Raw genomic sequence first — 11,871 nt, 5'->3', positions numbered from 1 at the left:
GGTGTCATGACGGTGCTGACCCCCGTGACCGACGACCTGCGCGCGGCGCTGCGCGAGACGCTTCCGGCGGAGGCGTTTCGCGATATCGCGCCCGGCTATCTGGAAGAACCGCGGGGGCGGTGGCAGGGCCGGGCGGGGCTCGTCCTGGCGCCGGGCACGGTGGCGGAGGTGTCGGCGATCCTTTCGGCGGCCGCGGCGGCGGGCACGCCCGTCATCCCCTATGGCGGGGGCACGGGACTTGTCGGCGGGCAGGTGGCCGAAGACCTGCCCGATCCGATCATCCTGTCGCTGGAGCGGATGAACCGGATCCGCGCCGTTTACCCCGAAGAGAACGTGATCATCGCGGAAGCCGGCGCGACGCTTCACGAGATCCAGACGGCGGCGGCGGAGGCGGGGCGGTATTTTCCCCTGTCCTACGCATCGGAGGGCACGGCGCGGATCGGCGGCGCGCTTTCGGTGAATTCCGGCGGGCTTAACGTGCTGCGCTACGGCACCGCGCGGGATCTGTGCCTGGGGATCGAGGCCGTTCTGCCCGACGGGCAGGTGATCGGCGGGCTGAAGCGGCTTCGCAAGGACAATACGGGCTATGACCTGAAAAGCCTGATGATCGGGTCGGAGGGCACGCTGGGGGTGATCACGGCGGCGAGCCTTCGGCTGTTCCCCGTGCCCGGGGCGCGGGCCACCGCGCTTCTGGCCGTGCCGTCGCCCGGGGCCGCGCTTTCGCTGCTGGCGCGGGCGCAGGCGGTGACGGGGGGCGCGGTGTCGGCGTTCGAGCTGATTTCGGGCATGGGCCCTGCGTTTCTCGACGAGGTGGGGATGGGGCCCGCACCGGGGCTTTCGCCCTTTCCCGACTGGGCGGTGCTGGCCGAGATCGCGACGGCGACGGCCGCGGGGCCGGAGGCGATGCTGGAAGAGGTGTTTGCGCAAGGCTTCGAGGCGGGCGAGATCACCGATGGCGTGCTGGCCGCCTCCGAAGCCCAGCGGGCGGAGCTGTGGCAGATGCGTGAGGCGATCCCCGAGGCGAACCGCAAGGTGGGCGCGGTGGCGAGCCACGATATTTCGCTGCCCCTGTCGCGGATCCCCGCCTTTCTTACCGAGGCCGCGCGGCGGGTGGCGGCGGTGGCGCCTGTCAGGATCAACGCCTTCGGGCACCTGGGCGACGGCAACCTGCACTACAACCTCTTCCCCCCGGCGGGGGAGACGCGGGCGGCCTATGACGGGGTGCGCGGCGCGCTCAGCCGCGTGGTGCACGATCTGGTGGCCGAGATGGAGGGGTCGTTCAGCGCCGAACACGGGCTGGGGCGGCTGAAGACGGGCGATCTGATGCGTTATGGCGACCCGGTGAACCTGGCGCTGATGCGGCGGATCAAGACGATGATGGACCCGAAGGGCATCATGAACCCCGGGGCGGTTCTGCCGATAGCGGAACGGCCGGGCGCAGGTGAGGAAAACCCGGCGCCCGGCCGAACCTGAGCATCAGAGGAAACTAAGCGACAGGCATGGCCGCTTGGCGCCCGATTTACGCCCAACCCCCTAACGGGCGGTTTACAAACCTTCGAATTCGCAGAGCGTATGCACATCCATGCCGAGGGCTTCGAGCTTCTTGCGCCCGCCCAGATCGGGCAGGTCGATGACGAAGGCGCAGCCCACGATCTCTCCCCCCAGCCGTTCGATCAGCTTGATGCCCGCCTCCGCCGTGCCGCCGGTGGCCAGAAGATCGTCGACCAAGAGGATCTTTTCGCCGGGCTGGATCGCGTCGTCGTGGATATCGACGACCGCCTCGCCGTATTCAAGCTGGTAATCCTCACTGATCGTCGTGCCGGGCAGCTTGCCTTTCTTGCGCACCGGCACGAAGCCCACCGAAAGCTGGTGCGCGACCGCGCCGCCGAGGATGAACCCGCGGGCCTCGAGGCCCACGACCTTGTCGATTTCCTCGCCCGCATAGGGGTGCAGAAGCTGGTCGACGCACATGCGGAAGCCGCGCGGATCGGCGAAGAGCGTGGTGACGTCGCGAAAGAGAATCCCCTCATGGGGAAAATCCACGATCGTGCGCACATAGTCTTTCACACTCTTGCGTGTTTTCTGCATCGGGGGTCTCCTAGAACGCGGACGATCGGGCCCGAGTTCAGGCGATCGGGCCGGCGAGTGCAAGGGTCTGGAGCGAGACTGTGAGCAAAAACCGAACGCGGCGCGCGCTTCTGACGCTGAGTGCGGCGGGGCTGTTCGTTTGGGGCGTGAACACCGGGCTGCGGCGCTGGGGCGGGCCGGGGCTTGCCTTCGAGCCGCTGGAGGACCCGAAGGGCTTTCGCCGGGTGGTGGCGGGCGAGGTTTCGCGGGGTGCGTTCAATCCCCTTGTCGGGCTCGAGCCTGCCGAGCCGGGGCCGCCGCGGCTGGACGATGCGCGGCTTTGCGATGCGCTTTTCGCCGAGCGGCGTGAAGGCACGGTGCCGGTGGCGGCGTTTTCGGATTACTTCTGCCCCTATTGCCGGGTGCTGACCGAGGAACTGGCCGCGCGCCACGCGGCCGGGCGGATCACCATCACCTGGCACGAATTGCCGCTTCTGTCGCCCCTGTCGGAGCCCGCGGCGCGCGCGGCGCTGGCCGCCGGGCTTCAGGGCGAATACCCCGCCTTCCACGCCCGGCTGATGCGGTCGCGGGTGGCGGCCGAGGCCGATTACCTCAGATCGCTGGCCGACAGCGCGGGGCTCGACGCGGACCGGCTGATCGATGATCTGACCTCGGAAGAGGTGACGCGGAAACTGGTGACGGCGCAGCAGCTGGCCGACCGGTTTCGGCTTTACGGCACCCCGGCGATCGTGGTGGGGCAGACGCTTGTCCTGGGATCGGTGACGCCCGCGACGCTGGACGACCTGATCGCGATCGAGGCCGATCTGCCGCCCGTCTGTTCAGCCTGAGCGGCGCAGAAGCCAGCCGAAGACGGCCGTCGCCAGCGCCGCGCCAAGGCACTGGGCCAGGATGAAGGCGGGCACATCGGCGGGGCGGATGCCCGAAAACGTATCGCTCAGCGCGCGGGCGATGGTGACGGCGGGGTTCGCGAAGGATGTCGAGGCGGTGAACCAGTAGGCCGCCGTGATGTAAAGCCCGACGACCCAGGGCACCGTGGCCGGCCGGGGCAGGGCCGCGAGGATCACGCCCATGAGCCCGAAGGCCGCGACGGTTTCGGCGAACCATTGCGCGCCGCCGGTGCGGATCGTGACGGAGGCCTGAAGTGGCGGCAGCGCGAACATCAGATGCGCGGCCACGGCGCCGAGGCAGCCGCCCGCAATCTGTGCGGCGGCATAGGCCAGCGCGGGGCCGCCCCCGATCTCGCGCCGGAGCGCGAAGCCCAGCGTCACGGCCGGGTTGAAATGCGCCCCCGATATGGGCCCCAGCGTCGAGATCAGCACGACGAGGATCGCCCCCGTGGGCAGCGTGTTGCACAGAAGCTGAAGTGCCACGTCATCGGTCAGCCGTTCGGCCATGATGCCGGAGCCCACGACGGCGGCCACGAGGAACCCCGTTCCCAGCGCCTCGGCCACCAGCCGGCGCGGCATATCTGGAATGCGATCCGTCATCTCGGGGCCGTCATGTCGCAGTGCAGCCGTTACGGCAACGCCTGAGAACACTTTCTTTTTCCACCTTGGGGCCCTAAGCTTCGCTGCACCGCGTCGAGAAGGAGACCTTCGTGGCCGATAAGTCAGCGCCGCTTCTGATCAAGCGCTACGCGAGCCGCCGGCTCTATAACACCGAAACCAGCGACTACGTGACGCTCGAGGATATCGCCGCCTTCATCCATGCGGGGCGCGAGGTTCAGATCGTGGATCTGAAATCGGGCGACGACCTGACGCGCCAGTACCTGTTGCAGATCATCGCAGAGCACGAAAGTCGGGGCGAGAATGTCCTGCCGCTCGAGGTGCTGACCGATCTGGTCCGGAGCTACACGAGCCAGGCGCAGTCGATCGTGCCGCAATTCCTGGCCATGAGCTTCGAGATGCTGCGCGACGGCCAGTCGAAGATGATCGAGAACATGGCGAACCCGCTGTCGGCCATGCCCGGTTTCGACGCCATGCGCGCGCAGCAGGAAGCCTTCATGAAGGCGATGACCGGCGGCATGTCGGGCTGGTCGGCGCCGCATTCGGAAGACGACGACGAGGAGGAGGGCGGCGACAAGACGAAGGACGAACTGGCGGCGATCCGCCAGCAGTTGTCCGATCTTCAGTCGCAGCTCAAGAAACTCGGCAAATAGCGTCGCGCGGAATGCGGCGGCTTTCCCTGATCGCATGCCTCGCGCTTCTGGCGCAGCCGGCGGCGGCGCGGGATCTGAACATCTCGCTGTTCGTGTTCCGCGATCTCGACCGGAACGGGATGTACGATGCGGGGGAGATGCCCCTCTCGGGCACCCAGGTGGTGCTGGAACAGGACGGCCGCGACCGGATCGTGCAGAACGCGAATCTTTCGGGCTTCGCCAATTTCCAGATGTCGGATGACGAGGATCTCGATATCCGCACGCCGGGGCCGGTGTCGTTCACAGTGGTGCCGCCCGAGGGCTATGAGATCACGACGGGCAACCGGGTGCAGGCGGGCGAGATCCGCGCGCTGCCACAGGCGCCCGCGGGGCTGGTGCTCGACCCGCCGAACGATTTCGTGGGGCTTGCCCCCATCCTGACGATCGAGGCCGCGGCGGACGGCGTCGATGCGATGGTGTGTCTTTCGGAAGACGGCGAGGTTGTCGTGGGCGCCGAGGAGGGGGACCGCTTCGTCTGCACCCTCGGCGCGCCCGGCACCTGGTCGGTCGGCTGGTCGCTTGATGGCGACGGGATGGTGCAGCGGATCGTTCAGGTGGGCGACTGGCCCGTGCGCATTCCCGTGGCGGAGGGCGGCGCGACGGGCGACGCTGACCTGGTGGAACGGTTCGAGGGCCGGATCGCGAGCGAAAACATCGTCGAGATGGGGGCCGCCGACGGATTTGTCTGGCACAACCTCATCGCGACGCACAACAAGTTCTACGGCGGCTGGGGCTATATCAACGGCACGTCGTCGGGGGAGTTCGTGGGCTACAACTCCTCGGGCCATCCCGTGACGCTGACGTCAGACGCGCCGTTCGATTTTCACGGCGCGCTTGTCGGCGTCGCCTGGGCCGGGGCGCTTGATGCGCCGGTGCGGTTCCGGGCCTATCGCGACGGAGAACTGGTGGGAGAAGATGCGTTCATCGCCTCGAATTACCGCCCCGTCTGGTTCGATGCCGGGTGGACCGGGATCGACCGGCTGGAGATTTCGCACGATCACTACTGGCAGATCGTGCTGGACGATATCACGCTGTCGCGCTGATCCCGGCTCAGAAGGCCCCGAAGCGTATCGATCCGCGACGAGCGCGCGCCGCGCCGCCAGATCAGCCGCGTGTCGAGCATCTCGAACGGGGCGGGCGGCCCCACCCGTCGCGGGCCGCGTCCTTCCTGCGATCAGGATGCGGGCACGTAGGCGCCGCGCGCCGCCTTGGCGCGCTTCATGGCCGACATCGTCTCCGGCACCGTCATCGGCTTGGTCCTGCGCCCGCCGGCCATGGCCCCCGAGGCGGCTGCCGCCCGGTCCTGCGGGTTTTCGACGACCATGGCGTTGAGTGACGCGGGGGTATGACGGCCCCGGAACATGTACAGTGGCATGAGAGAGCCCCTCTCCCGCCGCGCGGTGTGGCACAGTCTGATGCACGGCGCTCAGTCCCGCAGATGAATCTCCAGGACTTCGGAATCTCCGCCGACGATCCGCCCGGTCGCGGCGTCAAGCTCCACACAGAACCTGCGCTCTTCCTCGATCCACGGCAGATAGCCGGTGCAAAGCAGACGCCCGCCTTTCACCTCCACGCCGGAAATATTGGCGTCGAACAGCCCGACAGAGCGCCAGATCATGCCCCCCTCGCCAAAACACGCGACGAACCCGTGATCGTGAAGGATCAGCCCCGGTCCGGCCGCGATGTGCCCCAGCACCGGAAAGATCGGCGCGCGCTCGAGGTTCTTGGGCCGCGCCACGTCGATCAGCCATTCACCGACGATCACCTGCCGCCCACACGGCAACGGCACGATTTCATCGGCCCGCACCCGCTGAACCGCAAAAGTCCACACGCTGTCATCGGTGGCATGCACCCGCCCGATCAGATCCTCGTCGCTCAGAAAGCTCGACCCGCCCGGCACTCGTTCCCGGACATCGACCGCGCCGATGCTCGGCGGAAAGCCCAGCACCACGCGTCCGCCGCAGTGCCGGGTCAGGTCAAGCCGGTCATAGCCTTCGACGATGTCATCCCAAAGCATCGTTGCAGCGTCCGCAGGTGGCGGCATGGGCGTGCGTGCCGACATCCGGCAGGATCTTCCAGCAGCGCTGGCATTTCTCGCCGTCCGCATGTTCGAAGACGACGCCCACGCCCTCGACCTCGGGCATCCGGAACGCTTCTGCCGGGACAGGATCGCCGGTGAGGCCGATGTTCGAGGTGATGCAGATATCCTCGAACGGCACCGATTTCACCGCTTTCAGCGTGTCTTCGTCGCGCACATGCACGACCGGCGCGGCCTCGAGCGAGGCGCCGATCACCTTGTCGCGGCGCTGGATTTCGAGCGCGGCTGTCACGACGCGGCGCACCCGACGGATCTTCTGCCATTTCGCCGCAAGCGGTTCGTCGCGCCAGTCGCCCGGTGTGTCGGGGAAATCGGTGAGGTGGATCGACGAGCTGTCGCCCGGGAACCGTTCAAGCCAGACCTCTTCCATCGTGAAGACGAGCACCGGCGCAAGCCAGGCCGTCAGCCGGTGGAACAGGATATCAAGCACCGTGCGCGCCGCGTTCCGGCGCTGGGACGGCCCGTCACAGTAAAGCGCGTCTTTCCGGATGTCGAAATAGAAGGCCGAAAGATCGGTGGTGGCGAAGTTGAAAAGTGCCTGGAACACCCCCTGGAAATCATAGGCCGCATAGCCCTTCCGCACCGTGTGATCGAGTTCGGCGAGCCGGTGCAGCACCCAGCGTTCCAGTTCCGGCATATCCGCCGGGGCCACGCGTTCGGCTTCGGAAAACCCGCTGAGGTTGCCCAGGAGGAAGCGGAAGGTGTTGCGCAGACGGCGATAGCTGTCGGCCACGCCCTTCAGGATCTCGGGCCCGATCCGCTGATCGCCCGTGTAATCGGTCTGCGCCACCCAGAGCCGCAGGATATCCGCGCCGTATTGCTTGACGACCTCCTCGGGCACGATCGTGTTGCCGAGCGACTTCGACATCTTGTTGCCCTTCTCGTCCAGCGTGAACCCGTGGGTCAGCACGCCGCGATAGGGGGCGCGGCCCAGCGTGCCGCAGGCCTGAAGCATCGAGGAATGGAACCAGCCCCGGTGCTGGTCGGTGCCTTCGAGGTAGAGATCGGCAATGCCGTCTTCCGACCCGTCCGGCCGGTCGCGCAGCACGAAGGCGTGGGTGGAGCCTGAATCGAACCAGACATCGAGGATGTCGTCGACCTTTTCCCAGTCGTCGGCGCTGTAATCGTTGCCGAGGAAGCGTTCCTTCGCGCCCGGCTTGTACCAGGCGTCGGCCCCTTCGGCCTCGAAGGCTTCGAGGATCCGGGCGTTGACGGTGTTGTCCTTCAGAAGGAAATCGTCATCGGTGGGCAAAGCGCCCTTCTTCACGAAGCAGGTCAGCGGCACGCCCCAGGCGCGCTGGCGCGACAGAACCCAGTCGGGCCGCGCCTCGATCATCGAATAAAGCCGGTTGCGGCCCGTTTTCGGCGTCCAGGTCACCAGTTCGTCGATGGATCTGAGCGCGCGTTCGCGGATCGTGGTGCCGTAGGTGTCCTGCCCGTCGCCAACTTCCTTGTCGATGGCGGCGAACCATTGCGGCGTGTTGCGGTAGATGACGGGGGCCTTCGAGCGCCAGCTGTGGGGATAGCTGTGCTTGATCTTGCCGCGCGCCAGAAGCCCGCCCACTTCCACAAGCTTGTCGATTACCGCCTTGTTGGCGGTGCCCTCGCCGCCCTTGCGGCTGAGGATGTAATGGCCGCCGAAGAACGGCAGGGTGTCGCGGAATTTGCCGTCGTCTTCGACGTTGTAGGTGATGACCTGGGCAAGCTCGCCCCGGTCGCGGAACAGCTCGTATTCCTCCATCCCGTGGGAGGGCGCGCAATGGACGAAGCCCGTGCCTTCCTCGTCCGAGACGAAATCGGCGGGAAGGAAGGGGCGGGGGTCGTCCCATTCGCCGTTCGAGCCTTCGGTGCCCGCAAGGGGGTGGGCCAGCGACAGGCCCGCGAGTTCTTCGGCGGGCACGTCGCGGACGCGGGTGTACATCGACGGCTCAAGGCGCGCGCGCGTCATCACGTCTTCGGCGCGGGTGTCGGCGAGGATGAAGCGGTCGCCCACCCTGGCCCAGCTTTCCCCGGGCGTGCCGGTCACTTCGTAGAGGCCGTAGGAGATGTCTTGACCGTACACCACGGCCTTGTTCGACGGCATCGTCCAGGGCGTCGTCGTCCAGATCACGACACTTGCGCCAACCAAATCGGAGGCCACGCCGCCCCGGACCTGATCCGGGGCCTCGCCGCCGGAGGTCCCGGCGCCCTGGCCGGGACTGCGCTCGGGCAGCACCCCGAACTTCACCCAGATCGTGAAGCTTTCCTTGTCGTGATACTCGACCTCGGCCTCCGCCAGCGCCGTCTGTTCCACCGGCGACCACATCACCGGTTTCGAGCCCTGGTAGAGCGTGCCGTTCATCAGGAATTTCTGGAACTCCTCGGCGATCACCCGCTCGGCATGGAAATCCATCGTCACGTAGGGCTCGGCCCAGTTGCCGGTCACGCCCAGGCGCTTGAACTCCTCGCGCTGGATGTCGATCCAGCCTTCCGCGAACTTGCGGCATTCCTGGCGGAAGTCGACCACGTCGACCTCGTCCTTGTTCTTGCCCTTCGCGCGGTACTGTTCCTCGATCTTCCATTCGATCGGAAGCCCGTGGCAATCCCAGCCGGGGATATAGCGCGCATCCTTGCCCATCATCTGCTGCGAGCGCACCACCATGTCCTTCAGGATCTTGTTCAGCGCGTGCCCGATATGCAGGTGCCCGTTCGCGTAGGGCGGCCCGTCATGGAGCGTGAAGGGCGGGCGGCCTTCGGTTTCGCGCAGGCGATCGTAAACCCCGATCTCTTCCCACCGCGCCAGCCAGTCGGGCTCGCGCTTCGGCAGGCCCGCACGCATCGGAAACTCGGTTTCGGGCAGGTTCAGGGTGTCTTTGTAGTCAGGGGTATCGGCACACATGGGAGGTGTTCCCGGAATTCAGTCGGATGGAAGGGGCGAGGGGGCGGCGCGATGGCTCAAACGCCTTGTCCCGGCGGCTCATGGGTCAGAGCGCCGGGCCCGTAATTCGAATGATGATGGCGGTCCGCATCGTCATGAGACCGGCTTATAGGCGCGAAGACGGGGCGCGGCAAGGCGCTGTCAGCGGGGGCCTGCCTCGCCGGTGGCGAAGAGGCCGGTGAGCGCGCGCTGCACCACGCGGGTGACCGAGGGCCGGCGTTCGGCGTGGAAGGGCAGGGGGCGGCAGACTTCCATCGCCGCGATGCCCACCCGGGCGGTCAGCGCGCCGTTGACCAGCCCCTCGCCGAACCGGCGCGACAGCTTCGACAGAAGGTGCCCGCCGCCGACCGAGCCCAGAAGATCGTCGCCCACCGCCACGGCGCCCGTGGCCACCAGATGGGCGAAGACCGCGCGGGTCAGCCGCCAGGCCCCGAGCGTACCGCCCCGCCCGCCATAGATCTCGGCAATGCGGCGGATCATCCGCAGGTTCGCGGTGAGCGCCGCCACCACATCGGCCAGCGCGATGGGCACAAGCGCGGTGACGGTGGCGACCTGGCGGGCCGCGCCCTCGATCTCCACCCGGGCGCGGGCATCGAGCGGGGCCAGCAGCGTGCGTTCCACGTGGTCGAACAGCGTGTCGGCATCGAGGATCTCGCCCGTGTCCTCGGTCAGCCGGGCCTCGGCCCATGTCATGTCCGGGCGACCGGCATAAAGCTTGCGCACCCGCTGGGCCACGCCCCGCGCCGCCATGAGATCGCCCGCCGCACGCGCCGCGTCCGCATCGTGGTGCAGGCTGTCGAGCCGCGCCAGCCGCGCCAGCGCCGCCCATTCGCGCAGGATGATGGCAAGACAGACGGCAAGAAAGAGGCCCAGAAGGGCAAGCGCGACATAGCCGAGGACGGCGTTCCGCGCGATCAGCCCGGTCACGAAATCCCAGGCCCAGAGCGACAGGCCGAAGGTGACGATCGCGCCCAGAAGCCGCCAGAACCAGCGCGCGAGCGCCGAGGGCTTCCGCGCCGCGAACCCGGCGGCGGCCTGCATCGCCGCGCCTTCGGGGGCGGGGGCGTCGAGGACGGGCGGCGCGGCGGCAGGCGAGGGGCCGGTATCCTCGGTCTCGATCAGGACGGGGCCGTTCCGCGGGTCTGTCACAGCCGGTCTCCCACAAGAAACTGAAGCGCCCGGTCGAGCCGGATATGGGGCGGGCCCTCGCCGGGTTTCAGCGTGAGCGGCCGGGGCGCGAAATCCATGATCGCGTAATCGGCATCAAGCCAGCGTTCGGCCCCTTGCCGCGCCGGTGTCAGAAGGTGCGAGGGATCTTCGGGCAATTCGCCGGGATAGAAGGCCGCGGGCTTGCCCGTTTCCTTCAGAAGCCCGCGCACCATGGGCAGGGTGCGCCCTTCATGGGCCACCTCGTCTTCGGTCGTGGCGCGCAAGGCGGCGATCGACATCGCCTCGGTCGCCGCGCCCGCGTAATCGGCGCGGGCCTTCGCGTCGGCCACCAGCGCCTCCATGATCGCGGTCAGGCGGGGGTGCTGGCTATGATGCAGGTGGTCGGCCTTCGTCGCGGCGAACAGGATCTTCTCCACCCGTTTTCCCAGGAACAGCTGTGACAGAAAGGCGTTCCGCCCGGGCCGGAAGGCCCCCAGGATATCGCCCATCGCCTGCCGCAGGTCATCAAGCGCGGCGGGGCCGGCATGGATCGCGCCCAGCGCGTCGACCAGCACCACCTGCCGGTCGATCCGGGCGAAATGTTCGCGGAAGAAGGGTTTGACGACCTCGCGCTTGTAGGCCTCGAACCGGCGGTCGAATTCGCGCCAGAGGCTGCCCCGCCGCGGGGTGTCGGCGACGGTAAGGGGCGCGAAGGTGAGAACCGGCGAGCCCGCCAGATCCCCGGGCAGGAGGAACCGGCCGGGCGTGCAATCCGACAGCCCCGCCTCGCGGGCTTGTGTCAGGTAAGCGGCATAGGCGGCGGCCAGCGCCTTGGCCTCGGGCTCGTCGAGCCGCGCGGAAGGATCGGCGGCCTCCACCGCCTGCAGGAAGGGCCCCGCGATCTCGCGGGGCCGGGCGCGGGCCAGCGTTTCCTCCGACCATTCGCGATAGCTCTTGTCGAGAAGCGACAGGTCCAGAAGCCATTCGCCCGGGTAATCGACGATATCGAGATGGATCGTGCGGGGCCCCGACAGCCCGCCCAGAAGCCCCGAGGGCAGAACGCGCAGCGACAGGCGCAATTCGCTCACCGTCCGCGTGCCGTCGGGCCAGTGGGGATCGGGGCCGGTCAGGGCGGCCAGGTGGGTTTCATAGTCGAAGCGGGGCACGGTATCGTCGGGCTGGGGCTGCAGATAGGCCATCTGAAGCCGCCCTTCGCCTTGCGCCTGAAGCGCGGGCATCCGCGCCCGCCCGATCAGGTTCGCCACCAGCGAGGTGATGAACACCGTCTTGCCCGCGCGCGACAGCCCCGTCACGCCGATCCGGATCACCGGTTCGAAAAACGCTTCGGACACCGTGTTGCGGGTGGATTCCGCCACCCGCGTCAGCCCGTCCGCAATATCACCGAGTATCAAATGGGTCGCC

Annotated in this window: 12 protein-coding genes; 4 read left to right on the top strand and 8 right to left on the bottom strand. The window is 67.7% G+C overall.

All coding sequences use genetic code 11. The features are described from left to right. Positions 1-6 precede the first annotated feature (6 nt). Positions 7-1,473, top strand: a complete 1,467-nt coding sequence (locus RXV90_RS05170) for an FAD-binding oxidoreductase (protein ID WP_316647332.1) — start codon at positions 7-9, stop codon at positions 1,471-1,473. 72 nt (positions 1,474-1,545) lie between these two features. Here RXV90_RS05170 and RXV90_RS05165 read toward each other — a convergent pair whose 3' ends face one another. Further along, entirely contained in the window at positions 1,546-2,088 is a 543-nt protein-coding gene (locus tag RXV90_RS05165) for an adenine phosphoribosyltransferase (protein WP_316647331.1), read from the bottom strand. Between the two features lie 80 nt (positions 2,089-2,168). Between RXV90_RS05165 and RXV90_RS05160 the strand changes: the two genes are divergently transcribed. Beyond that, complete coding sequence (locus tag RXV90_RS05160; RefSeq protein WP_316647330.1) at positions 2,169-2,915, top strand: DsbA family protein; 747 nt, start codon at positions 2,169-2,171, stop codon at positions 2,913-2,915. Here RXV90_RS05160 and RXV90_RS05155 read toward each other — a convergent pair. Beyond that, positions 2,907-3,575, bottom strand: coding sequence for an MIP/aquaporin family protein (locus RXV90_RS05155; RefSeq protein WP_316647329.1), 669 nt, complete (start codon positions 3,573-3,575; stop codon positions 2,907-2,909). The genes RXV90_RS05160 and RXV90_RS05155 overlap by 9 nt on opposite strands. Before the next feature lie 110 nt (positions 3,576-3,685). On the opposite strand from RXV90_RS05155, the gene phaR reads away from it, so the two are divergent. Together phaR and RXV90_RS05145 are read left to right on the top strand one after the other, a co-directional pair. Then, the gene (gene phaR, locus RXV90_RS05150) at positions 3,686-4,246 is read left to right on the top strand and encodes a polyhydroxyalkanoate synthesis repressor PhaR (protein WP_316647328.1); all 561 of its coding nucleotides are present in this window, start codon (positions 3,686-3,688) and stop codon (positions 4,244-4,246) included. A gap of 11 nt (positions 4,247-4,257) precedes the next feature. After that, positions 4,258-5,328, top strand: a complete 1,071-nt coding sequence (locus RXV90_RS05145) for a hypothetical protein (protein WP_316647327.1) — start codon at positions 4,258-4,260, stop codon at positions 5,326-5,328. Here the strand turns inward: RXV90_RS05145 and RXV90_RS05140 are convergent. The 6 genes from RXV90_RS05140 to RXV90_RS05115 form a co-directional block, all read right to left on the bottom strand. Beyond that, positions 5,286-5,432, bottom strand: coding sequence for a hypothetical protein (locus tag RXV90_RS05140; protein ID WP_316647326.1), 147 nt, complete (start codon positions 5,430-5,432; stop codon positions 5,286-5,288). The genes RXV90_RS05145 and RXV90_RS05140 overlap by 43 nt on opposite strands. Positions 5,433-5,459: 27 nt before the next feature. After that, the gene (locus RXV90_RS05135) at positions 5,460-5,660 is read right to left on the bottom strand and encodes a hypothetical protein (protein ID WP_316647325.1); all 201 of its coding nucleotides are present in this window, start codon (positions 5,658-5,660) and stop codon (positions 5,460-5,462) included. A gap of 51 nt (positions 5,661-5,711) precedes the next feature. Continuing rightward, positions 5,712-6,302: a hypothetical protein gene (locus RXV90_RS05130; protein WP_316647323.1), complete on the bottom strand. Its 591-nt coding sequence runs from the start codon at positions 6,300-6,302 to the stop codon at positions 5,712-5,714. After that, positions 6,289-9,261 (bottom strand): isoleucine--tRNA ligase, encoded by a 2,973-nt coding sequence (gene ileS, locus RXV90_RS05125; RefSeq protein ID WP_316647322.1) that lies wholly within the window; start codon positions 9,259-9,261, stop codon positions 6,289-6,291. Before ileS ends, RXV90_RS05130 begins: the two co-directional genes overlap by 14 nt. 180 nt (positions 9,262-9,441) lie before the next feature. Continuing rightward, positions 9,442-10,449, bottom strand: coding sequence for a YcjF family protein (locus RXV90_RS05120; RefSeq protein WP_316647320.1), 1,008 nt, complete (start codon positions 10,447-10,449; stop codon positions 9,442-9,444). Then, positions 10,446-11,861, bottom strand: coding sequence for a YcjX family GTP-binding protein (locus RXV90_RS05115; RefSeq protein ID WP_316647319.1), 1,416 nt, complete (start codon positions 11,859-11,861; stop codon positions 10,446-10,448). Before RXV90_RS05115 ends, RXV90_RS05120 begins: the two co-directional genes overlap by 4 nt. Positions 11,862-11,871 lie beyond the last annotated feature (10 nt).

It is taken from the genome of Ovoidimarina sediminis, assembly GCF_032586175.1.
Classification (GTDB): Bacteria; Pseudomonadota; Alphaproteobacteria; order Rhodobacterales; family Rhodobacteraceae; genus Ovoidimarina; species Ovoidimarina sediminis.
This window is presented reverse-complemented; position numbering and strand designations above follow the sequence as displayed.

Coding starts and splice junctions, on each gene's coding strand:
- RXV90_RS05170 (WP_316647332.1), top strand. CDS start 7: ATGACGGTGCTGACCCCCGTGACCGACGACCTGCGCGCGGCGCTGCGC.
- RXV90_RS05165 (WP_316647331.1), bottom strand. CDS start 2,088: ATGCAGAAAACACGCAAGAGTGTGAAAGACTATGTGCGCACGATCGTG.
- RXV90_RS05155 (WP_316647329.1), bottom strand. CDS start 3,575: ATGACGGATCGCATTCCAGATATGCCGCGCCGGCTGGTGGCCGAGGCG.
- RXV90_RS05145 (WP_316647327.1), top strand. CDS start 4,258: ATGCGGCGGCTTTCCCTGATCGCATGCCTCGCGCTTCTGGCGCAGCCG.
- RXV90_RS05135 (WP_316647325.1), bottom strand. CDS start 5,660: ATGCCACTGTACATGTTCCGGGGCCGTCATACCCCCGCGTCACTCAAC.
- RXV90_RS05130 (WP_316647323.1), bottom strand. CDS start 6,302: ATGCTTTGGGATGACATCGTCGAAGGCTATGACCGGCTTGACCTGACC.
- ileS (WP_316647322.1), bottom strand. CDS start 9,261: ATGTGTGCCGATACCCCTGACTACAAAGACACCCTGAACCTGCCCGAA.